Here is a 22,428-nt window from a genome sequence, read left to right on the forward strand (position 1 = left end):
ACTCAACGACAATTCTCATGGCCATTCTCTCCAAAGACGAAGCCCAAACCATACTCAAGAAAGTCCTCAGCTTCAGCACCGCCGACGAGTGCGATGCTACCCTACAGGGCAACACCGGCGGCAACGTGCGCTCGGCCCGCAACTCCATCAGCACGGCCGGGGCCAGCGACAATATTTCGCTCGCCGTGGAAAGCCGCTTCGGCCGACGCGCCGGCGTGGCCACCTGCAACGAGTTTGATGACGCCACGCTGCGCCGCTGCGTGCAGCGGGCCGAAGAAATTGCCCGCCTTGCGCCGGAGTCGCCGGAATACATGCCGTTGCTCGGGCCGCAGCAGTACCTCGATGGCAGCCGCTCCTACGTGGCCACCACGGCCGCCATCGACCCCGACTACCGCGCCCGGCAAATAGGGGCTAGCATGGCGCTGTGCGACCAACGCAAACTCAGCTCGGCCGCTTTTCTGGACGACTCGCACGGCTTTGTAGCCAAGCGCAACTCCAAAGGGCTGGAGGCTTACCAGCAGGTTTCGAACGTCACGTTTTCGGTGACGGTGCGCACGCCCGATGGCACGGGCTCGGGCTACGCCTCGGGCGACTATGTGGACGCAGCGAAGATGGACGCGGCCCGCTTCACGAAAATTGCGGCCGATAAAGCGGCGTCTTCGATGAAGGCACGGGCCATTGAACCGGGCAAATACACCGTGATTCTGGAGCCGAACGCGCTGCTGTCCAACGTGGACACGTCGCTCATCGGCGCGCTCATGCAGAGCCTCGATGCCCGCAATGCCGACGAGGGCCGCAGCTTCCTGAGCAAGAAGGGCGGCGGCAACCGCAAGGGCGAAAAGCTGTTCGATGAGCGGGTTACCATCTATTCCGACCCGCTGAACCCGGAAATCAGCGACCTCACTTTCAGCGGCGACGGCCGGCCGCAGCAGCGCACCACCTGGATTGAAAAGGGCGTGGTGAAGAACCTCTACTCCTCGCGCTACTGGGCGCAGAAGGCCGGCATCCCCGACCTGCCCCGCCCCAATGGCTGGATTATGGAAGGCGGCACCCAGAGCACCGCCGACCTCATCAAAGGCACCGCCAAGGGCATTCTGGTCACGCGCCTGTGGTACATCCGCCCCGTCGACCCGCAGACGCTGCTGTTCACCGGCCTCACGCGCGACGGGACGTTCTACATCGAAAACGGCCAAATCAAGTTCCCGGTGAAGAATTTCCGCTTCAACGAAAGCCCGGTGATTATGCTCAATAACCTCGAAGCCATCGGCAAGCCCGTGCGCCTGAACGGCAACCTGGTGCCGCCACTCAAGATTCGGGACTTCACCTTCACGAGCCTGTCGGACGCGGTATAGGACACCGGTTCAAAGTCCTCCAGCCTACCCCGGTTGGGGGACTTTTGGTTTGCGCCGCTGCCGTGGGCAACCGCTAAGTGGCCCGCTGCATCTGCCCGTTTGGATGCCAAATCCCCGCATCTATTTTGCGGCTTCCTCTCCTACTTTCTGCAATGAAATTTCTTCTACTCGCCGGCTTACTGCTGGCCCCTGCCGCCCGCCCCGTAGCTGCGCAGCAGCGCCTCACCGGCAAAATCCTGGATGCCGCCACCAGCCAACCGGTTCCCTACGCCAGCGTTTCGGTGCTGCATACCACCACGGGCACTACCAGCAACGCCGAGGGCGAGTTCGAGCTCAAAACTGCGCTACCGGGCCGCCTCATTGTCTCGGAACTGGGCCACCGGCGCGACACCGTGGCCGTGGCGGCGGCTACTGCGACGCCGCTGCTGGTGCGGCTGCAGCCGGCGGCCGTGGCGCTGCCGGAAGTAACAACCGGCACCTACACCGAGGAGCTCATCAAGCAGGCCTACCGCGAGCTGCGCCGCACCAACGACCAGAAAACCTACGGCCAGGCTTTCTACCGCCAGGTCACGCGCATCGATGGCGACCCTACCGAAGTGCAGGAAATGGTGTGGCACGCCCAAACCAGCAACGCCCGGCTCGAAGGTTCGGCGCTGGCGCAGGGACGCTTTGCGAAGAAAAAAGCACTGATTTCCTTCAACAACTTTTCGCTTTTCACCAAAGTCGTCACCTTCTTCGATGCTGCCGAAGACAGCGCCAGCAACAAAGGCATTATCAGCCTGCGCACGGCTGAGCAATATCAGCTCCGGCTCCTCGGACTAAGCCAGAATGGGCAGCAGCAACTAGCCGAAATCAGCTTTGTGAATAAGGACCCGAATGCCCGTACCCGCCAGGGCAGCGTGGTTATCGACGCGGCCACGCACCAGATTCTGCGGCTGCGGCTCGAAACCAATGCGCTCAACACCAAGTCTAATAACCCCATGTTCAAGTTCCACGACCAGCTGACGCGGGTGGAATGGGTGTTTCGGCCATCGGTTAAAGGGCCAACGGTGCTTGAGTATCTAAAAGTCGATTATCGCGGCTCGATGAGCCGGCCGCTGAAGAGCAACCTGCCCATTGAGGCCTCGTCCTTCATCTACTTTTACAACTGTCAGCCGAAGCCCGAAAACGGCGTAACGTATGCCCAGGCCAAGAGCGGCGTGGTTGATTTGGCCACTATCAAGCAAACCGCTTATGACCCCTCTTTTTGGCAAAACAACGCGGTAGTGAAACGCACGCCGCTGGAGGAGCAGGTGATGAAATCCTTCGAGCAGAAGGGCGCTTTCGGCACCATGCTCACGCCATAGCTTGTAGCGTGGACTTTGAAGTCCGCGAATGAGCCGCTGCCTAAACTCATTCCATTCACTCGCGGACTACAAAGTCCGCGCTACACTTTTTTCTCTGCAACCTTATGAAAAGACGCGACTTTGTGGGCCTCACCGGCCTCGCCGCCGGGGCCCTGTTTTTGCCGAGCCTGCCGGGCTTCGGCCACACGCCCGTCGACCCCGCCCGCCTGCTGGAGCCGGGCGCCGACGTGGCCGTGAAAAAACGCCTGGCCGACGCCGCCCTGAACGCCGCCAAAACCGCCGGGGCCGACTACGCCGACGTGCGCATCGGCCGCTCGCTGAACCAGTACGTGTTCACCCGCGAGAAGCAGGTGCAGAACATTGTGAGCACCGAGAGTTACGGCGTGGGCATCCGGGTGCTGGTAGGAGGATGCTGGGGCTTCGCCTCCACGAGCGTGGTGACGGAGGCCAACCTGGCCGCCACCGCCCGCGAGGCGGTGAGCATTGCCAAGGCCAACAAGTTGGTAATGAAGGAGCCCGTGCAGCTGGCCGCGCAACAGGGCTACGGCGAGGTGAGCTGGAAAACGCCCATTCAGCAAAGCGCGTTCGAGGTGCCCATCAAACAGAAAGTGGACCTGCTGCTGGCCGCCAACGCCGCCGCACTGGACGCAGGGGCCAACTACATCAATTCGGCCCTGTTTCAGGTGAACGAGCAGAAGTATTTCGCCAGCACCGACGGCTCCTACATCGACCAGGATATTCACCGGCTCTGGCCCACCTTCTCGGCCACGGCGGTGGATATGAAGACCGGCAAATTCCGCTCGCGCGATGCGTTGAGTGCGCCGGTGGGTTTGGGGTTTGAGTACCTCACGCCCAGCGCGGCCGAGCAGGTGCGCGGGCCGCAGGGCACCGACACCATCGGCTACAAGCTGCGCTACGATATGCTGGCCGATGCCGCGCTGGCCGGCAAGCAGGCGAAGGCCAAGCTGAACATGAAATCGGTGACGCCCGGCAAGTATGATTTGGTGCTCGACCCAGGGCATCTGGGCCTCACGATTCACGAATCCGTCGGCCACCCCACGGAGCTGGACCGCGTGCTGGGCTACGAGGCCAATTTTGCCGGCACTTCATTTGCGACGCTCGATTGGAAGGCCAAGAACCTGCCCTACGGCTCGAAGGCGGTGAACATTGTGGCCGACAAGTTGCAGCCGGGCTCGGTGGGCAACGTGGGCTACGACGACGAGGGCGTGAAAACCCGCGAGTGGGACCTCATCAAGGAAGGCAAGCTGGTGAACTACCAGAAAATCAGGGACCAGGCGCACATCGTGGGCCAGAAGGAATCGGACGGCTGCGCCTACGCGCAGAGCTGGGAAGACGTGCAGTTCCAGCGCATGCCCAATGTGAGCCTGCGCCCCGGCACCGCCAAAATGAGCCCCGACGAGATGGTGAAAGGCGTGGACAAAGGCATTTATATCGCCGGAGCCGGCTCGTTCAGCATCGACCAGCAGCGCTTCAACTTCCAGTTTGGCGGGCAGCTGTTTTTTGCCATCGAGAAGGGCAAAATCACCGAGCCGCTGGAAGACGTGGCCTACCAGTCGAACACCCAGGAATTCTGGGGCGCCTGCGCCGGCTCGTGCGACCAGTCGGACTACCGCCTGTTCGGCACTTTCTTCGACGGCAAGGGCCAGCCGGCCCAGGTGTCGTCGGTGAGCCACGGCTCGGCCACCACGCGATTTAATGGCGTGAACGTCATCAACACCGCCCGCAAAGTTTAGCCCTTCTCCTTCCCAACATTTCTGCAAATCATCATGGCTATTCTCTCCAAAGACGAAGCCCAGGCTTTACTCAAGAAAGTCCTCACATACAGTACCGCCGACGAGTGCGCGGTGTCGCTGAACGGGCGCACCACCGGCAACATCCGCTACGCCCGCAACAGCGTGAGCACAGCCGGCGCTCAGAATTCCATCTCGCTGGTGGTCGAAAGCCGCTTCGGCAAGCGCAGCGGCATTGCCACCTGCAACGAGTTCGACGACGCCACCCTGAAACGCTGCGTGCAGCGGGCCGAGGAAATCGCGAAGCTCGCCCCCGAAAGCCCCGAATACGTGCCCCTGCTCGGCCCGCAAACCTACGTGAGCCCGCCCTCCACGGCCACCACGCTGCTCACGGCCGCCACCCGCGCCCAGGCCGCCGCCGACAGCATGAACCTATGCGCCGCCAAAAACCTGACCGCCGCCGGCTTCCTCGACGGCGGTACCCGGTTCCAAGCCATCCGCAATTCCAAGGGCCTCGAAGCCTACCAGCAATCCACCAACACCGACTTTTCGGTGACGGTGCGCACCGCCGATGGGCGCGGCTCAGGCTACGCCATTGCCGATGTGACGGACCCCGCCAAGCTCAACGCCAAAGCCCTCACCCAGCGCGCCGCCGACAAAGCCCTGGGCTCGGTCAATGCCAAGGCCATCGAGCCCGGCAAATACACCGTGATTCTGGAGCCGGCCGCGCTGATGGACGGTGGCGATTTGTCGCTGCTCGGCGGGCTGATGTATGGGCTGGATGCCCGCTCGGCCGACGAGGGCCGCAGCTTCATGACGAAGAAAGGCGGCGGCAACCGCAAGGGCGAAAAGCTGTTCGACGAGCGGGTGAACATCTACTCCGACCCTATGAACGCCGAGGTGCCCGGCAGCGCCTTCGACGGCGACGGCCTGCCCACCAAGCGCTTGAGCTGGATTGAAAAAGGCGTGGTGAAGCAGCTGTATTACTCCCGCTTTTGGGCCGAGAAAAACAAGGTGGCGGCCACGGCCTTCCCCAGCGGCTTCATCATGACGGGCGGCACCCAAAGCACCGCCGAGCTCATCAAAAGCACTGCTAAAGGCATACTGGTCACGCGCTTGTGGTACATCCGCGAAGTCGACCCGCAGACGCTACTCTATACCGGCCTCACCCGCGACGGGACTTTTTACATCGAAAACGGGGCCATCAAATTCCCCATCAAGAACCTGCGCTTCAACGAAAGCCCGATTATCATGTTGAATAACATCGAGGCCATCGGCCGGCCCCAACGCTTGGCCGGCTGCCTGATTCCGCCGCTGAAAATCCGGGACTTCACGTTCACGAGTTTGTCGGACGCGATATAGAAATGTAGCGTGGACTCTGCGAGTCCGCGCGTGAGCGCAGCGAACATCTGGGACCATGCCATACATCCGATGCTCGCTCCGCTCGCTCGCGGACTCGCAAAGTCCACGCTACATTATTTCCGCCCGCCAAACTGTAGCGCGGCATACACCTGAAACACGCGGTTTTGCAGGCGCGGGTCGTTGATGCCGGACAGGTTTTTAGCATCGTTGATGTCGTTTAAACCCGCCACGAGGCGGCCGCCCAGCGAAAAGCCGCTGGCCAGCTTCAGGCCCACGCCACCTACTACGCTGAAATCGCTGCTTTTAAACTCGCTGCTGGCCGCCCGCGACTGGTTGCCATAGGCAGGTTGGCCGTCGGGGGTAAACCCTACTTGCATAGTACCCGACTGGTTGGCGCTGAGCAGGATGCCGTATTGCGGCCCGGCTTCCACAAACACCGGCCCCACGGTGAGCTTGGCCAGGATGGGCACGGTGAGGTAATGCAGCTCGCTGTCGTAGTTGGTGAAGGCCGATTTCAGGTTGCCGCCGGCCACCGAATACTGCACCTCGGGCTGAATGGACAGCGGCCCGAGGACGTTGGCCTGATAGAAAATCCCGACGTGGTAAAACGGTTTGTAGGAAGCACTTTCGCCGTCGCGGCCGGTCATTTCCGCCACGTTCAGCCCGCCCTTGATGCCAAACTGCGCGTGCGCCAGCGGCATCAGCCCAAAACTCAGCAATGCGATTATCAGCAGCTTTTTCATAGGAAATAGTGGATATAGGATGAGGACGGCAAGACAAAGCCATCCGGGATTTCAGGCGTAGCTTCGGCAACAGTCGGGCCGAAAAGAGTAGGCTTTAATACAGTTGGACGCCGGCAAAAGGTTGCGGTTTAGGCCAAGGCTTGATTTAATTACCGCCGATTTCAACGCCTCGCGCAACCGATTTATTTCCCGCCCGACTATCGCGCTAGCGCCCGTTCGCTTTTTCATTTTTCTTCCGCCGCTACCCTTTCCGCTGTGCCCGCTGCCCCATTCACTTTTGTGCGCCTGAAATACCACTCCGGCGACTGGGACGCGGTGGACGAGCGCATGCCTGCCAACCTGCTGCATTCGCTGGTGCAGTACACCAAAGTCCCCGTCGACCCCAAGGAAAAAGTGGTGGCCCTGGACAGCCCGGAGCTGTTCAACTACCCCTTCTGTTACCTTTCGGGCCACCGGTTGGTGCAGTTTTCGGGCACTGAAAAACAGAACTTTATCCAGTACGTGCGCAACGGCGGCTTCGTGTTCGTGGACGACTGTAACCACGACATCGACGGCCTCTTCGCCCGCTCGTTTGAGGAACAGATGCGCCAGTGTTTCGGGGCCAATGCCCTGAAGAAAATCCCCAAAACCCACCCCATCTACTCCCAGTTTTTCACCTTCAAAGACGGCCCGCCCAACACGGGTTTTGAGCTGAATGGCTGGGGCGACGACTTGGTGCACGACTACCTCAAAGCCGTGGAAATAAAGGGCCGCATCGGCGTGCTGTATTCCAACAAAGACTACGGCTGTGAGTGGGACTACGACTTCCGCAACAAGCGCTTTCTGGCGGAAGACAACACGAAATTTGGGGTGAATATTTTGCTGTATGCGCTGACGTGATGACCGATAAGAAGGTACATCATGCTGAGCTTGTCGAGGCCTCTCTGCCACTGTAGTAATCCAACCGAATGAGTTAGTTATGCGGTAGAGATGCTTCGGCTACGCTCAGCATGACGTTCGTTTTTCCTCCTTATATCCCGAATGACCGAACAAGAAGTAAATACGCTCCTCGCCAAGCTGCCCGTGCTGAAGGCCGAAATCGCCAAGGTCATTGTGGGCCAGGAAACCGTGCTCGATGAGGTACTGGTGGCGCTGCTGGCCGGCGGCCACGCCCTGCTCGAAGGCGTGCCCGGACTGGCCAAAACCTTGCTGGTGCGCACGCTGGCCGCCGCCACGGATTTGCCCTTTCGCCGCATCCAGTTCACGCCCGATTTGATGCCGACGGATATCCTCGGCACCGAGGTATTGGAGGAAGACCACGGCACGGGCCGCCGCTCGTTCAAGTTCAACCCCGGGCCCATTTTCGCCAGCCTGGTGCTGGCCGACGAAATCAACCGGACGCCACCCAAAACCCAGGCGGCTCTGCTGGAGGCCATGCAGGAGGGCCACGTCACCTACGCCGGGCAGGAGCACGCGCTGCCCAAGCCTTTCTTCCTGCTGGCCACCCAAAACCCCATCGAGCAAAGCGGCACCTATCCCCTGCCCGAGGCCCAGCTCGACCGGTTTTTGCTGTACGTGCGCATCGGCTACCCCACGGCCGAAGAGGAGCTGGCGGTATTGCGCGGCACCACCGGCGCGGCCGGCCAAACCGTGCAGCCGGTGCTGGGCGGGGCCGATATCCGGGCGTTGCAAGCCCTCGTGCGGCAGGTCAGCCTCAGCCCCGAGCTGATGGATTTCGTGAACCGGCTGGTGCGGGCCACCCGCCCGGCTACGTCGGAGGTAAAGTTCATCAAGGACTACGGGCGCTGGGGGGCGGGGCCGCGCGCCGGCCAGGCGCTGATATTGTGTGCTAAGGCGCGGGCGTTGCTGCATGGGCGCTTCGCCGCTACGCTCGAGGATATTCGCACGCTGGCTCCGCCGGTGCTGCGGCATCGGGTGCTGCTGAATTTCAACGCCGAAGCGGAGAATCTGACGCCGGATGACGCGGTGGCAGAGCTGCTGAAAGCGGTAGTAGTGTAGCGCAGACTTTGTAGTCCGCGCGTGTTTATTCCTGATTAAATCGTTGAATTCGCGGACTACAAAGTCCGCGCTACTCCATGCTCACTCCCGAACTCCTGCATGGCCTGCGCAACCTGTCCCTCGCCGCCCGGCAAGCGGCCGAGGGCTTCCTCAACGGCGCGCACGCCAGCCGGCGGCACGGCGCGGGCATGGAGTTCAGCCAGTACCGCCCCTACCAGCCCGGCGACGACTTGCGCCGCCTCGACTGGCGCCTGGCCGCCCGCTCGGATAGGTATTATCTGAGAGAGTCGGAAATTGACACCAGCCTGACCGTGCACCTGCTGCTCGATGCCAGCGCCAGCATGAACCACCGCGACGACAACGGCCTCACCAAGCTCGACTATGCCCGGCTGCTGCTGGCCGCGCTGGCCTACCTCGCCACCCAGCAGGGCGACGCCGTGGGCCTGACCATCCTCCATCCCACCGGCTTGCAGCACCTTGAGCCCCGCGCCGATGCCCGGCAGCTCCCGCGCCTCTACCACGCTTTGGAGACTACCGAGGCCGCCGGCCACTTCCCCAACGCCGGCACGCTAGCTCCGCTTACGGCGCGGCGGCAGCGCGCCCTCACGGTGTGCGTGAGCGACTTGTATGAGGAAGGCACCGAAATCAACGCGCTGCTCACACGCCTGCGTGCCACCAGCGGCGATGTATTGCTGCTGCACCTGATGGCGCATAACGAGCTGCAATTCGGCTACCAGGGCGCGGTTACCTTTCGGGATTTGGAAACCGGCCAAACTCTGCAAATCGACGCCGACCAGCAGCGCGCCGCCTACCAAACCCAATTGCAGGATTGGCTGCAGGTGACGGCCCGGCAGGCCCGTCGCCAGGGCTTCGACTATCATTTGCTTGACACTTCGCAGCCGCTCGATGCGGCGATGCGGGAGTTTCTCCGGCTACGCACCCTTGGCAGCTGACCCCAAAGCCACCTTCGACGCTGTTTTTCCGTCTGTTATTGCGATTCTGATTTCACCGCACATTGTTCACTCTGCTTAATCCTGCCGCGTTACTGGCCCTGCTGGGCTTGCTGGTGCCGGTAGCCATCCATCTCTGGAACCGCCGGCCGGGCCGGGAGGTAGCCGTGGGCAGCGTGCGCTGGCTGGCCGCGGGCGCCAACCGCCGCCTGCGCAACCTGAAGCTGGAGCAGCTTTGGCTGCTGCTGCTGCGCGCTGCGCTGCTGGCCGTGCTGGCCGTGGCGGTAGCCGGGCCGGTATGGCGGCAGCGGCTGCCCGCCAGCCGGGGCGTGGTGCTGCTGAGTGCCGAGGCGGCTGGTTTACCCGCACTGAACGGGTTAAAATCCACCATTGATTCCCTGCGCCGCAAAGGCTATACGCTACGCTGGCTGGCGCCCGGTTTCGGCAGGGTAACTGGCGGAGCATGGCAGCGAATGAAGGCCGGCAAATTCGGGGCAACCGCTGATTCGGGAGTGGCACGAGCTACTTCCGAATCTAGTTACCAGCCGTTTGCCTGGGCGCGGGTGCAGCAGGCCGTGGCTGCCTTTCCCAGCCAGCCGCTTTTGGTGGTGACGAGTGCAGCATTACGCAACTTTCAGGGCAGCCATGGCCTGCTGCCGAAAACCGTGACCTGGCTGGCGCTGCCCGATGCGAAGGCCACGAACTGGCTTCAGGCGGCAGCGCTACGCGGGGATAGCCTGCGCCTGGTGCTGGGGCACAGCACGGAAACCCAAACACGGTTTCGAACCATAACGGTGGCCCAGCCTGCGCCGGGAGCGGCGTTGCGCGTGGCAGGACTAGCCCCCCTACGCCTCCAAAAGAATGCAGCGGGCAGTCAAATTAGCTTGAGCAAAACGGCCGCCAGTTCCTCGGCCGATACGGCGGCGGTAGTATTACAAACTAGGCCATTGCGGGCAATTATATACGCCACAGCGCCTTATTGCTCCGATGTCCGCGTATTGCAGGCCGGTTTGCAGGCGGCGAGTGTGGGACTGCCCGTGGCGTTGGAATTGAAAACGACGGCTCAGCCACCGAACCCGGCTACGCCGCCGGATTGGCTTTTCTGGCTGAGCGATGCCCCAATGCCGACGGCGTGGCAGAACGCCGTGCGGCAGGGTACTAGTCTGTGGCAGGAAGCAGCCGGCCCGGGCGTAACCGACACCGCACATTTAACATCAAATGAGTCTAACTCATTGCCGGTTACCGTGTTACGCCGCGATAAAGTAGCTCCCGGCAAAGGCACTGTAGCCGTGTGGACCGATGGTCAGGGCCGCGCTGTGCTGGCGCGACAAACGCTGGGCCGCGGGGCTATCTACCGCCTCACTACCCGCCTGAACTCCGAGTGGAGCGAGCTTGCCGAGGCCCCGCAGCTGCCCGCGTGGCTGCTGGAGCTGTTGCAAACCGCCTTTCCGGCCAAGGCACAAGGGCAGGCGGCAGGTGCGGGCCATGCCATGCAGGACCAGCGAGCCCTTGACGCAGTGCAGCTTATGCTCACTCAAAGTTCAGCAGCAAAACTCCCGATGGATGCAGCACCCAGAACCTCCACCAGCCCTGGCTTTCGCCAAACCGATTTACAGCCGTGGCTGGTGCTGTTAGCGGGCCTCCTACTGCTGCTGGAACGCCTGCTGGCCTGGCGGCGAGCGGACATTCTTTCACCGGCCGCGGCATGATGCAGACTGTCGATAATTCTCCCGAAACCAGCCTGCTCAGCGCGCAGGGCCCCGCCGTTGTCCAGCTGCAGGAGGTGCGGCGCAGCTATGCGCTTCGCTACGCAGCAGCCCGGCTGTTGCCGTTGCTGACTGCTGGCGGCCTGTTGGCGGCGTTGGCCCACCACTGGCCAGCCGTGCCCACCATTTGGCCAGGTTTAGCTGCTCTTGGCTTGCTGCTGGCGGCGGTGTGGCAGCTGCTACCGCTGCGGCAGTTGGACCGTGCTGCCGTAGCCCGGCGGCTGGACCGGCAGTTTGCTGAGTTGCAGGACAGCACCGGCCTGCTCCTGCAAAACCCGGCCACCTTGTCGTTTTTGGGCCAGCTACAGTTTCGGCGCGTAGCCCGGCAGATGGCGCAGCTAACGGCCGACGGTCCGGCCCTGCTGCCGGTTGCGTTCAAAAACGCTTTGGTATTGAGTAGCAGCCTGCTGCTGGGAGCGGCCACGGTCTTTTTGCTTCCTCCAGCCCGGCCAATAGCCAGGCTGGCGGCGGTAGCGATGCATTTTACGCCCGATGGCCGTCAGCCAACCCCGACTTCCGCGGCGCCGCCCCGCATCAGCGCAACCACATTGCGGGTAACGCCCCCGGCCTACACCCACCTGGCGGAATTCGCGCCCACTCAGGCTTCGTTCCAATGTCCGCAGGGGGCGCGGGTGCGCTGGCAGGTGCGCGTGAGCGGAAATAAGCCCGCGCCCGAACTGGAACTGGGTACGCAGCGCCGCCGCTTGCAATCCGTGGCTGGTCAGCCGGGTGTGTTTGCCATCGAATTGGTTTTGAATACTTCGACGCTGTACCGGCTGCGCTACGCGGGTACGGTTTCGGACGATTACGCCATCGACGTGCGGCCCGACCTTGCGCCGGTACTGCGCATTGTCACGCCGAAGCCTTACACGCTGGTGGCGGCGCTGGGCCAGCGGCCGGAGGTGCCCATTCGTGCCACGGTGCACGATGACTACGGGCTGAGCCGGGCCGAGCTGGTCATCACCGTGGCCCAGGGCCAGGGCGAGGCAGTGAAGTTCCGCGAAGTGCGGCGCGACTTAAGCGCGGGGCTGGGCGGAACCCAGACCAACCTGAGCAGCACGCTGAATCTGCCCAAACTCGGCCTGACTTACGGCGACGAGCTTTACTTCTACCTCACGGCCCGCGACAACAATGGCCACACCGCCCGCACCGATTCCTACCTCGTGCAGTGGCAGGACACCGCCGTGGCCGACGGCGCCATCGACATGGGCATGGGCGTGAAAGTGGCCCCGGCCTACTTCCGCAGCGAGCGCCAGATTATCATCGACACCGAAAAGCTCATCGCCGAAAAGCCCAAGCTGGACGCCGCCACCGTGGCCAGCCGGGCCAACGCCCTGGGCTTCGACCAGCAAAGCCTGCGCCTGCGCTACGGCAAGTTTATGGGCGAAGAAGCCGAAGCCGGCATCGGCGCGGAGGCGCAGCACTCGCCTATCGCGGAGGACGAGGACTCGCCCGCCACCCCTACTGCCGAAGTGCCGGAGCCCGATGACCACCACGACCACGCCGCCCCACCCACCTCGCCCGCCAAGGCCTCGCCCACCGCCGAAACCGATGCCCTGATGGACCCCTACATCCACAAGCACGACGACTCGGAAACGGCCGACTTCCTGGAGCCCGCCGTGAAGGCCAAACTCCGTGCCGTGCTCGACCAGATGTGGGCCGCTGAGTTGCGCCTGCGCACCGGCCAGCTCCGCGAGGCCCTGCCCTACGAATACCGCGCCCTGCGGCTACTCAAACAAGTGCAGCAGCAAACCCGCGCCTTCGTCAAGAAAGCCGGTTTCAGTCCGCCGCCCATGACCGAGGCCACCCTGCGCCTAACCGGCGAGTTGGCCGGGGCCGCCGTGCCCCAGCGCCAGCAAACCCTGCCCGCCCCTAATCCGCAGCCCGCCATTCGTGCTGCCCTGCGCTGGCTGGCCGCGGCCGACAACGGCCAGCCCACCCGCCCCGCCGATGCCGCCGCGCTCGACCAGGCCGGCACCGTGCTGGCCGGCGCAGCCCTTACCCGACCGGGCTTCTACCTGCCGGCCCTGCGCGCCCTGCGCGAGTTGGGGGCCGACGTGCGCGCTGGCCGCCCCACCCGCGCCGCCAGCCGCGCCCCGGTGGCTCGCGCCCTCACCGACCTGCTGGCCGCGCCCGCTCCCGCCCCGGCCGCCCCGCCCGCCCCCGACCGGCTGGCACGGCGCTATTTCCAAGAATTAAGCCGCTAGTCCATTGCCTGTTTTAGCTCCGAATCCAGTTCTTTACTACGGCCTGCTGGCGTTTTGCCTGTTGCTTGGCCTTGGGCTGCTGGTGCTGGCCTGGCGGCGGCCCCGACGGCGGCAGCGGGCGGCTCGGCTGCTGGCCAGCGCAGCGGCCGTGGCGGCGCTGTGGTTCACGGCCTTTCCCCCCCTGCGCCACCTGCCCGCCGCCCGTGCCGAGGCCATTCTCCTCACCCCCGGCTACTCGTCCGACACACTCCGGCAGCTGCGCCAGCGGCTGGGCGCGGGCACGGCGGTATGGGCGTATGGCGACGTTGAAAAAGCCGATAACATCCGGCCGTTGGCTAGCGTGCTCACGCTGGCCGAGCAACGGCCGACTCTGCGCCGTCTGCACATTCTGGGCCACGGCCTGCCGGCGGCCGACTTGCCTCTGCTGGGTACGCTAGCCGTTCAGCAGCACCAAAGCGCGCCTTTCGCGGGTTTCGGCACCGCTTTCTGGCCGGCGAAATTGCCATTGGGCGAAACACTGCAGCTGGAAGGCACGGTGACCGCGCATGGCCGGGCAATTGCTGCGTGGGTGGTGCTGCGGGCCGCCGGCACCGGACGGGACTCAATGAAACTCCCCACCGGGGGCGGGCCGTTTCGGCTGCGCTACCAGCCCAAAACGGCCGGGCTGGCTACCTACGAGCTACTGCTGCGTCGGCCGGGCCTGCCGTTACTGGGCGAGCCGGTGCCCGTCGAAATCACCACGCCCGCGCTGCCGACGGTGCTGCTGCTCACGGCCGCGCCATCCTTCGAATTCAAGTTTTTGAAGAACTACCTGGCCGAAGCGCATTACCCCGTGGCCCTGCGCACGAGCGTGAGCCGGGGCCTGGTGCAAACTGATTTCGTGAACCAGCCGGCCCAGTCGCTCGACCGCCTTACGCCCGCGCTGCTAGCCCGCTATTCGGTTCTTGTTGCGGATGCTGCTACAATAGCAACCCTTACCGCCTCCGAAACTCAAGCCTTGCAAGCGGCACTGCGCGCCGGCCGGTTCGGCCTAGTCACGTTGGCCGAAGCTGCACCACTGCCCCGCATCGCTCCCGCCCGCGCCGATTTCGCAGTGCAGACCCGGCCGGCCAATGCCCCTGCGCAGCCCCTCGCCTGGCCCGATGCTCCCGGTGAAGCCCGCGCCACGTTACCCGCCCAGCTCCAACCCAACCCCAACTTGCGCACCCTCATCACGGGGCCGCGCCAACTGCTGCTGGCGGCCAGCCGGCGCGTAGGCCTGGGCTTCGCGGTGGTGTCGGTGGTGCCCGAAACGTTTCGCTGGGGCTTGCAGGGGCATGCCGCCGTGTATGCTTCCTTCTGGAACCGACTGCTGGCGGCGGCCCTGCCCCCGGCTCCGGCCGAGGCCAGTTGGCACGCGGGCAGCCGCTGGCCCCGGCCAGCCCAGCCGCTTACGCTGCATTTGGCGGCAGATTTTCCAGCCGCGCCGCCCACCGTGGCCCCGCTGGCCGGCGGCCCCGCCGTGCGCCTGGCCCTGCGCCAGGACACCCGCCTACCCGAGTGGAGCACGGCGCAGTTCTGGCCCGGCGCGGCGGGCTGGCACCAGGTGCGCGGCCCGGGCCGCGTGAGCTACAATTTCTACGTGTACCCGCCCACAGCCTGGCTGGGACCGGAGCTGCAGGAGCGTGAGCAGGCCACCGAGCAATTGGCAGCCGCAGCTGTGGTTCCGCAAGCAACGGCAGCCACGCAAGCAACGGTAGCGGAACCGTGGCCGGCGGGCTGGTTCTTCGGGCTATTTCTGCTGGCTGCCGGGTACTTGTGGCTGGAGGAAAAGCTGTAGCGAAGCGACGCTTCGCGTCTTGGAATTCGCACCGGCTGAACATCCGAAACGCTGACTTTCAACGCCGAAACACGAAGGGTCGCGTCTCTACTTGCGGGCTTCGCCGGCCACGCGCTTTTGCCAGGCGGGGTATTCCTGGGCCAATAATTCGGCGGGCCAGGTGCCGGCGTAGAGGTAGCCGGCGCGGCGCTCGTTTTCGATTTCGGTGAGCTGGTAATGCACCTGGCTGTCGCGGCCCACATAGATGGGCCGGTCGGTGCCCAGCTCGTAGAAGCGCGCCCAGAGCGCCGCGCCGGGCGCGGGCACAATAACGCGGTCACGGCCCTTTGGCTCGTTCGGCGCGGCAATTTCCTTCAGTGCCAGGTTGGGCATTTTCACCTTTTCAAACCAATGAATGGCACCTTCAATGGCCGCTTTCTCGGCGGCGGTAGGTTGCTCAATGTCCATCAGAAAACGCACGATACCCACGGACTCTTCACCGCTGAGCGAGGGCAGCTCGAAGGCGCGGGCCCGGGCCGGCAGTAGGCTCACTTCGTCGTATTGGGCGCACCAGGCGGTGGGCTGGCCGTTGTGCACGTACTGCGTTCTGAGAATGCATTCGATGCCCCGGGCCACGGCAGCTTTGGAGAGCGCCACCAAATCAGGGTCGACGGTGGCGAAGGCGCCCTGCTGACGGGCTACGTTGCGCAGCACGGTCAGCGCGTGAATCATGGCGTCGTCGTTGAAGGTGATTTCGTGGTGGTAGCCGCTCAGGTCGGGGTAAAACTGCGGGAAGCCGCCGTTGGGGTACTGCATTTTCAGCAGGTAGCGGATACCGTTTTCGGCGGCTTTGCGGTAGGCCGGGTTATTGGTTTTCTGGAAGGCGACGACGAGGTAGTTGATTTCGCGGGTTGTGGCATCGTTGTCGATGGTACCATCGTTCAGGTTCTTGCTGTCGAGCAGGCCGGCGCGGGCCCCGGCGCTGAGGCGGGCGGCGTAGTTCACCTTCACTTCGCCCAGGGCCTTGGGCCAGCCGCCCACGGCGCGCTGGTAAAGCAGCATTTTCTCGGCCGTAGTGTCGACCTGTGCCGCGGGCACGGGCGGCGTGGCGCGCACGGCTCCGGTCAGGGGGTTCCAGCGCCCGCCGAAGGTCCAGGCAGCGGTGAGGTCTTTGGGCTTAGGCGCGCCCTCGGCGGTGCTCAGGTTATCTTTCATCCAGGCATAGTCGCCGCCCTGGCGGTGGCAGTCGGCATAGTACACGCGCCGCCCCCAGAGCTTCGCCCCCGGCCCCGAAGTGGCGTGGTAGATGTCGGCATCGGCCATATTGGCCGCAAACTGGCAATCAACCAGATAAAACTGGGCTTCGCGGTGGAAGCGGCCCAGCTTGAAGCCGTCATCGCCGCTGAAAGTGCAATGGCGCAGCACGGTTTTCGAGTCGCGGTTGCCGGAGCCGTCATGCCAGATGGCGGCCTCCTTGCTGTGGCAGATGAAGCGGCAGTTTTCGGCGTAAGCCCAGCCGCGCGGGCAGTAGAAATCCACGCCGCCTTCCATCGTGCAGTCCTTGAAATAATACGCGCCGGCTTCTGTGTCCCAGGGGCTCACCGTGTCGCCGCCCAAGGCCCGAAAGGTGCAGTGCCGAACAATGAGGCGGGTGACGCCGGGCAGTGCGCGAAGAGCCATCTGGTGGCCGGTTTTGCTCACTGTTTTCTTGCCGGTGGGCGCGCTGGGGCAGTCGATGGTGACTTCGCCGGTAGCGTCGAAACCGTAGCTGTTGATGACGCTGAGGTTTTCGAGGGTGAGGTCGGGGCTGTTGCGCAGGTTGAGGGTGGCCACGCCCCAGTCGCCGGCAGTGGCGCCGGGGCCGCAGCTCCACATGTCGCGGGCCTGCGGGAAGGTCAGAATGACACCGTTCTCGCTCTGGCCTTTGATAATCAGTTTGTTCTTGCCGTCGATGAAGACTTTCTCGCGATAGGTGCCGTTTTTGATGAAGATGGTGCGGGGCTTGGCCGCCGTTTCAGGCACGCTGTTGATGGCCTCCTGAATGGTGCGGAAGCTGCCCGAGCCATCGGCGGCTACGGTAATGGTTTGGGCGCGGGCCGGCAGCAGGCACAGGCCCAGCAACAGCAGCATGGCCAGCCCCAGCAGGCGCAGGAAAGTCGTTTTCATCGAAGGAGAAGGAGCAGCGAAACGAGTGGGCTTACAAGAAATCGTCGCGGCGGGGCGTGAAGGCATCCACCAGCACGCCGGCTTCGGTGCAGGTCACGCCGTGCCAGGCCAGCGGCGGCACGTAGCAGCTGTCGCCGGGGCGCAGGGTGTGCGTCTCGGCTTCGATGGTGTACTCAAACGCACCGCTTTCCACGTAGCTGAGCTGGGCGTGCGGGTGCTGGTGGCGGGCTCCTACCCCACCGGTTTCGAAGGCCACGCGGGTGAGCATGAGGTCGGGGCCGTGGGCCAGCACTTTGCGGCGCACGCCGGGGCCGGTGGTTTCCCAGGCCGCGTCGGCGTCGGTTACAAAAGCGGGTTGGGCAACGGATTGTGGCGTCATGATATCAGGTAAAAAGAACAGGTCGGACCTTAAAAGTCCGACCTGTTTGGGGGTGCCGCCAAGGTCAGCGGGCTTTTTAATTGCGCAATCGTTCCCGACATCGATGTCAACGCGTCTCTCTTCTCCTGCCATCGGCCATCAACCAGATGCTTGCTATTTCGGCTCAGAGACAAAAAAAGCCCCCGCGTCGGCGGGGGCTTTTTCACAAGTGCTGACCGGTTCCGGTCAGTTCACACGAAAACTTAGTTCTTCTCGATGCGGCGCACAGCAAGTACGTCGCCCTGCTTCACCTCGAGCATATAGACGCCGCGGGCCAGCGAAGCCGGCAGCACCAGTTGCTTATCGGCACCCAGCGTGGCCGGGGCCAGCACCACGCGGCCGGTGAGGTCGCGCAGGGCTACGGTAGCAGCACCAGCCGAAGGCAGCGCCACGGTGATGCGGTCGGTAGCCGGGTTCGGGAACACCGACAGGCCGGGCAGCGCCTGGCTGGCAGCCGTAGCCGTGCCCGTGAAGTTGGTGATGTTCAGGTCGTCGAGGTTGATGCGGGGGTTCTGGCCCGCCGTGGCGTTGGTCGTGCTAAAGCGCAGCCGCACGTTGCCGCTCCGGTTTACCGTCAGGGTATAGGGAGTCAGCGTGCTGGTGAGGGTGGCTGGCGTACCGGCAATGGTCTGATAGGTAGTACCGCCGTCGGTAGATACTTCGGCCGTGAACGTGGGGCCCGTGTCGGAACCGTACAAGCCGGCCGAAATGGTAACAATACCCGCGCCGTTGGGCTTGTCAAAGTTCATGGCAATGGAGCCGCCGCCGCGAATACGGGCCGACTTCGTCTGGTTCACACGGTCGTTGAACAAGTCTCCCAGCAGCGCCTGGGTGAAAGTCCAGGCACCGGAGCGCAGCGCTACGGGCGCGGCATCGGTGTAGCCGGTGCGGACGCCCTGCTCAAAGTCTTCGTAGGCAACAGTCGTGGCAGCAGCCACCACCGCGAAGTCCAGGGTGTTGGAAGCCGTACCGCCGTTGTTTACCGTCACGGTGAATTGACCGACGGTGGCAATGGCGCTGGCGGGGATGTTAACGGTGATGCTGGTGGTGCCGGTAACCGTGGCCGCCGTGTAGTTCTGGCCGCGGAAGTTTACCTGCGTGGTAGCCGTCAGGTTGGTGCCGCCTACGGTGAGCACGAAAGCGGGGCCGCCTACCACGGCACGGGCCGGGCTCAGGGTCGTGATGGTGGGCACAGCGGCCACCGTCACCGTGAAGCTGGTGGTGCTGGTGGCCGTGCCGGCAGGCGTGGTCACCACAATGGGGCCGGTAACGGCCGTAGCGGGCAGCACGAAGGTGATGGTCGTCGCATTAACCACCGTGAAGCCGGTGACGGTGATGCCGCCCACAGTCACCGTAGTAGCCCCCGTGAAGTTGGTGCCCGTCAGGGTTACGGTAGTGCCGGCTGTGCCCGTGGTGGGCGTGAAGCTGGTGATGGTGGGAGCCGAAGCCGTTACGGTGAAAGTACCAGTGCTGGTAACCGTACCGCCGGGCGTGGTCACGGCAATGGTGCCAGTGGTGGCAGCAGCGGGCAGGGTGAAGGTAATGGTAGTGCCGTTCACCACCGTGAAGCCGGTGATAGCCACGCCATTCAGGGTAACAGCAGTAGCACCCGTCAGGTTAGTACCGGTGATGGTGACGGTGGTGCCAGCCGCGCCCGTGGTGGGCGTGAAGCTGGTGATGGTGGGCGCAGGCGTAGCTACGGCGGTTACGGTGCCGGTCACGTTCACGTTCACGGAGGTAGCGCCGGTGCTGTTCAAGGCCACGTTGCCGGCGAAGGTACCGGTAGCGGCGCCGGTCAGGCGCACATAAACGGGCGTGTTAGCGGCGGTGCCGCTGGTCTGGGGCACGGTTACGGTGGCGGCAAAGCCAGTGGTGGCGCTCAGCGAAACCTCGTAGCCGGCCGGGGCCGTTACCACGATGTCGGCCGTGAGGGACGTGCCGCCCACGGTGATGGTTTGGGTAGCCGAGGGCGTGCCCACTACCGTGGTGAACGCCGTGAGGCTGGCCGGCGTGCCGGTGATGGTGGCCGTAGCAGCCGAGTTGCAGCCCGCATTCAGGGGCGTGTCGGTGGCGGTGAGAACCACGGCAGCAGTGCCGCCGGCGGGGTTCACCGTGTTGGCACCCGAAGGCCAGATGCCGTCGGCGTCGCTGTTGCAGTTCAGCACGGCACCGCTCACAATGCTGCGCTCCTCTACGCGGCGCACGCCGGTGGCCAGCGTGTTAGGAATAACAGTGGTGTAGGAACCGTTAGTGGTGCTGTAGGTATAGGCGTTAGCGCCGGTCTGGGTGGTGCCGGTGGTTACGCCGATGCTTTCGACTACCGCGCCGCTGAGCGGCCGGCCGGTACCGGCCGTGTTGTCGTAGGTAAATACGACGTTGTTGGGCGTGGCCGACGACGAGCCGGTGAGCAAGGTGCCGTTGTTGGCACCAGCGCTGGGCAGGAAACCGAGCAGAGTGATGCTTTGGTTGAGTGCCCGCCGAGCCACGATGGTACCCGGCACTGCATCGGTAGCCAGGGTAATGGTGGGGAACAGCACGGTGCCCGGCGTCTGGAAGCGGGTGGCGTTGTTCGAATTCACGAAGAAAAACCAGCCCGTATAGCTGCCCGAGGCGTCGGTGGTGAAGCTGGCATACGAACCCGCCGTACCCAGACTGCCCGTGCTGGAAGTAGCATAGGTACTGGTAGCAGGCGTGGTGCCGGGCGTGGCCGAAAGCACAACGCCCGCACCGGAAGCAGTACCGGTGAATTCCGATTGCGTGGCCGCTTGCACGTAATAGCGGTACGTGGTGCTGGCAGTCAAATTAGAAACAGTGGCGCGAAAGGCTACGGCCAAACGTGGGCCAGGAAAAGTAGCGGTACCGCTGTTGTTGCCGTTGCTCAGATACTGAGGAACTACTACACCCGTGAAATCGGCCTGGGTAAGCGCTTGGGCCTGCACGGCCAGGGTGGGCCCAGTCAGGCCCAGCACCGCTAAGCAGGAGAGCAGCCGCGTTGTGAAGAATTGCTTCATAGTGAAGAAATAAAGTGAAAAAGGAAGGTGAAAAAAGTGAGTAAAGTAAGTATCGCAATTGCGCTCATACACCCCAAAGATAGAGCGGCGCAGCGCGGTCGGAAAGTTACGGAATTATATCCTACCCAAAGCCGGGACGCCCGCGCTGCCAAATGCCGCCCCGGACCAAAGGCTTTGTGGCGAAGAAATCCTGCTTTTCATTCCCACAGCAAGTAACTACTAACGAGGTACAAAGCTGTCAATTTATTATTTATCAACACTATACGGAACAAGCCACTTAGCCCGTCCCGAACAGTGGGGCGCTGAGTGGGGCGATTTCGGCAACTAGACACTGCCCCAGCGCCCCATTACACCCGTTCCCGCACGGTGTCTTCTAGAAATTTCCGCACCTCGTGGTAGTCGTGTCCCAGCAGCTCAATCACCTCTTGCAGCCGCTCCATTGCCAGCCCGTTGTTAGTGGGGCGCGGCGGAATGCTGGTTGAGATGTAGCCCCGCACTTGCCACAGTTGTAGCAGGTCGGCCACCGGCAGACGGTACGGGTCATAGGACGGATTATCCGAGTGCAGTTCGAAGCTGCCGCGCTTGTCTACAATTCGCTCGCTGATGCGTTTGAGCAGCAGGTTTTCAGCCGTCACTATCACGTAGCACTCCCAAGGTTTGAGCAGGTCCCAACGGTCCACATAAGAGCACACCACAATGTCGCGGTGGCCGAAGGTCGGCGACATGCTTAGCCCCTCCACCTCAAACGCCCGGTAGGTCCCCCGCTCGAAGCCCGGCAGATGGTAAGGCTTCATGTCGCTTAGGTAAACCGCCTCATTGAAGTGGCTAGGATAGCCCGCCTGCACCGACAGCGGCACGAGCAGCGTGTTTTCCTCCCCGTCCGTGTCGACCGTTACGGTCAGCACCTCCGCCCCAGTGATAGCCCGCTGGGGCAGTTCTGTTTTAGGGGTGGCCTGCGGTGCTGAACCGCGCAGCATGGGCCCCTTGCCTAGCATCAGCCAATCGCTGGAAATCTCTGGGAATACCCGCAGGAAATCTACCAAAGTAGGATAACTAGGCTCCGCACCTTTCAAAATCTTGTACATTTTGCTCGTGGTGGAATACCCGAGCTTGGCCGTTACACTATTGGCATTCAAGTCATAATGCCTTAAAATAGCGTCTAGACGCTCTGAGATGTTGTCAGATGTTTCCATAAGTAGGCATACTAAGGTGCAACTTTGACACTATGGTAAGTGTATCTTTGTGCAACAAGGGCATTATTGCTCCTACAAAGATACACAATTACTACCAAAATACACACGAATATGCACCAGAATACCAAAGAACCCACCGAGTTCCAGAAGATTCTCGAACGGCTGGGGCCTGGCCAGACAGTCGTTAAGGACGCAGTTGCGGCCCTAACTGCCAGAGGAATAAAGGTTAGTACTTCGGCCATGTACCAGATGATACAGGGCAAGAGTGGCCGTAAGGAATTGGTAGAAGCCTTCCTTGCCGCCGCCGAGGCCGAAACCGAGCGCCGGGCCCAGGTGAAAGAACGCGCCGCCAAAATCGCCGCCTAGC

At 63.1% G+C, this 22,428-nt stretch carries 16 protein-coding genes; 11 read left to right on the forward strand and 5 right to left on the reverse strand.

The features are described 5' to 3' along the window. The first annotated feature begins 17 nt into the window (after positions 1-17). The 4 genes from ACYVM5_RS20515 to ACYVM5_RS20530 all read left to right on the forward strand — a co-directional run bounded on the left by ACYVM5_RS20515 (position 18) and on the right by ACYVM5_RS20530 (position 5,811). A complete protein-coding gene (locus ACYVM5_RS20515) occupies positions 18-1,352 on the forward strand; it encodes a TldD/PmbA family protein (protein WP_460619946.1) in 1,335 nt (444 codons plus the stop codon). Between the two features lie 152 nt (positions 1,353-1,504). Then, entirely contained in the window at positions 1,505-2,698 is a 1,194-nt protein-coding gene (locus ACYVM5_RS20520) for a carboxypeptidase-like regulatory domain-containing protein (RefSeq protein ID WP_460619947.1), read from the forward strand. 104 nt (positions 2,699-2,802) lie between these two features. Continuing rightward, the gene (locus ACYVM5_RS20525) at positions 2,803-4,452 is read left to right on the forward strand and encodes a TldD/PmbA family protein (protein WP_460619948.1); all 1,650 of its coding nucleotides are present in this window, start codon (positions 2,803-2,805) and stop codon (positions 4,450-4,452) included. A 33-nt stretch (positions 4,453-4,485) separates the two neighbouring features. After that, entirely contained in the window at positions 4,486-5,811 is a 1,326-nt protein-coding gene (locus ACYVM5_RS20530) for a TldD/PmbA family protein (RefSeq protein WP_460619949.1), read from the forward strand. A 113-nt stretch (positions 5,812-5,924) separates the two neighbouring features. On the opposite strand, the gene ACYVM5_RS20535 is transcribed toward ACYVM5_RS20530, so the two are convergent. Then, entirely contained in the window at positions 5,925-6,554 is a 630-nt protein-coding gene (locus ACYVM5_RS20535; RefSeq protein ID WP_460619950.1) for a porin family protein, read from the reverse strand. Between the two features lie 255 nt (positions 6,555-6,809). On the opposite strand from ACYVM5_RS20535, the gene ACYVM5_RS20540 reads away from it, so the two are divergent. The 6 genes from ACYVM5_RS20540 to ACYVM5_RS20565 all read left to right on the forward strand — a co-directional run bounded on the left by ACYVM5_RS20540 (position 6,810) and on the right by ACYVM5_RS20565 (position 15,294). Then, positions 6,810-7,433, forward strand: a complete 624-nt coding sequence (locus ACYVM5_RS20540; protein ID WP_460619951.1) for a DUF4159 domain-containing protein — start codon at positions 6,810-6,812, stop codon at positions 7,431-7,433. 141 nt (positions 7,434-7,574) lie between these two features. After that, positions 7,575-8,552 carry an AAA family ATPase gene (locus ACYVM5_RS20545; RefSeq protein WP_460619952.1) on the forward strand — a complete coding sequence of 326 codons (978 nt, stop codon included), beginning with the start codon at positions 7,575-7,577 and terminating at the stop codon, positions 8,550-8,552. 77 nt (positions 8,553-8,629) lie between these two features. Beyond that, complete coding sequence (locus tag ACYVM5_RS20550; RefSeq protein WP_460619953.1) at positions 8,630-9,505, forward strand: DUF58 domain-containing protein; 876 nt, start codon at positions 8,630-8,632, stop codon at positions 9,503-9,505. Between the two features lie 62 nt (positions 9,506-9,567). Beyond that, entirely contained in the window at positions 9,568-11,211 is a 1,644-nt protein-coding gene (locus ACYVM5_RS20555; RefSeq protein ID WP_460619954.1) for a BatA domain-containing protein, read from the forward strand. Continuing rightward, positions 11,208-13,475, forward strand: a complete 2,268-nt coding sequence (locus ACYVM5_RS20560) for a hypothetical protein (protein ID WP_460619955.1) — start codon at positions 11,208-11,210, stop codon at positions 13,473-13,475. The genes ACYVM5_RS20555 and ACYVM5_RS20560 overlap by 4 nt, the downstream gene beginning before the upstream one ends. 4 nt (positions 13,476-13,479) lie before the next feature. Continuing rightward, positions 13,480-15,294 carry a hypothetical protein gene (locus ACYVM5_RS20565; protein ID WP_460619956.1) on the forward strand — a complete coding sequence of 605 codons (1,815 nt, stop codon included), beginning with the start codon at positions 13,480-13,482 and terminating at the stop codon, positions 15,292-15,294. 87 nt (positions 15,295-15,381) lie between these two features. Here the strand turns inward: ACYVM5_RS20565 and pelA are convergent, their stop codons facing one another. The 4 genes from pelA to ACYVM5_RS20585 all read right to left on the reverse strand — a co-directional run bounded on the left by pelA (position 15,382) and on the right by ACYVM5_RS20585 (position 21,863). Further along, complete coding sequence (pelA, locus tag ACYVM5_RS20570; RefSeq protein ID WP_460619957.1) at positions 15,382-17,439, reverse strand: pectate lyase; 2,058 nt, start codon at positions 17,437-17,439, stop codon at positions 15,382-15,384. A 31-nt stretch (positions 17,440-17,470) separates the two neighbouring features. Next, positions 17,471-17,818: a cupin domain-containing protein gene (locus ACYVM5_RS20575; RefSeq protein ID WP_460619958.1), complete on the reverse strand. Its 348-nt coding sequence runs from the start codon at positions 17,816-17,818 to the stop codon at positions 17,471-17,473. A gap of 242 nt (positions 17,819-18,060) precedes the next feature. Then, a complete protein-coding gene (locus ACYVM5_RS20580) occupies positions 18,061-20,868 on the reverse strand; it encodes a beta strand repeat-containing protein (protein ID WP_460619959.1) in 2,808 nt (935 codons plus the stop codon). A gap of 347 nt (positions 20,869-21,215) precedes the next feature. Then, entirely contained in the window at positions 21,216-21,863 is a 648-nt protein-coding gene (locus ACYVM5_RS20585) for a S24 family peptidase (protein ID WP_460619960.1), read from the reverse strand. A gap of 309 nt (positions 21,864-22,172) precedes the next feature. Between ACYVM5_RS20585 and ACYVM5_RS20590 the strand changes: the two genes are divergently transcribed. Then, complete coding sequence (locus ACYVM5_RS20590) at positions 22,173-22,427, forward strand: hypothetical protein (RefSeq protein WP_460619961.1); 255 nt, start codon at positions 22,173-22,175, stop codon at positions 22,425-22,427. Position 22,428 lies beyond the last annotated feature (1 nt).

The sequence above is a fragment of the Hymenobacter ruber genome (genome assembly GCF_054783255.1).

What these genes read in the sequence shown, in the direction of transcription:
- ACYVM5_RS20515 (WP_460619946.1), top strand. Translation starts at nt 18, where the DNA reads ATGGCCATTCTCTCCAAAGACGAAGCCCAAACCATACTCAAGAAAGTC.
- ACYVM5_RS20520 (WP_460619947.1), top strand. Translation starts at nt 1,505, where the DNA reads ATGAAATTTCTTCTACTCGCCGGCTTACTGCTGGCCCCTGCCGCCCGC.
- ACYVM5_RS20525 (WP_460619948.1), top strand. Translation starts at nt 2,803, where the DNA reads ATGAAAAGACGCGACTTTGTGGGCCTCACCGGCCTCGCCGCCGGGGCC.
- ACYVM5_RS20530 (WP_460619949.1), top strand. Translation starts at nt 4,486, where the DNA reads ATGGCTATTCTCTCCAAAGACGAAGCCCAGGCTTTACTCAAGAAAGTC.
- ACYVM5_RS20535 (WP_460619950.1), bottom strand. Translation starts at nt 6,554, where the DNA reads ATGAAAAAGCTGCTGATAATCGCATTGCTGAGTTTTGGGCTGATGCCG.
- ACYVM5_RS20545 (WP_460619952.1), top strand. Translation starts at nt 7,575, where the DNA reads ATGACCGAACAAGAAGTAAATACGCTCCTCGCCAAGCTGCCCGTGCTG.
- ACYVM5_RS20550 (WP_460619953.1), top strand. Translation starts at nt 8,630, where the DNA reads ATGCTCACTCCCGAACTCCTGCATGGCCTGCGCAACCTGTCCCTCGCC.
- ACYVM5_RS20560 (WP_460619955.1), top strand. Translation starts at nt 11,208, where the DNA reads ATGATGCAGACTGTCGATAATTCTCCCGAAACCAGCCTGCTCAGCGCG.
- pelA (WP_460619957.1), bottom strand. Translation starts at nt 17,439, where the DNA reads ATGAAAACGACTTTCCTGCGCCTGCTGGGGCTGGCCATGCTGCTGTTG.
- ACYVM5_RS20575 (WP_460619958.1), bottom strand. Translation starts at nt 17,818, where the DNA reads ATGACGCCACAATCCGTTGCCCAACCCGCTTTTGTAACCGACGCCGAC.
- ACYVM5_RS20580 (WP_460619959.1), bottom strand. Translation starts at nt 20,868, where the DNA reads ATGAAGCAATTCTTCACAACGCGGCTGCTCTCCTGCTTAGCGGTGCTG.
- ACYVM5_RS20585 (WP_460619960.1), bottom strand. Translation starts at nt 21,863, where the DNA reads ATGCTAGGCAAGGGGCCCATGCTGCGCGGTTCAGCACCGCAGGCCACC.
- ACYVM5_RS20590 (WP_460619961.1), top strand. Translation starts at nt 22,173, where the DNA reads ATGCACCAGAATACCAAAGAACCCACCGAGTTCCAGAAGATTCTCGAA.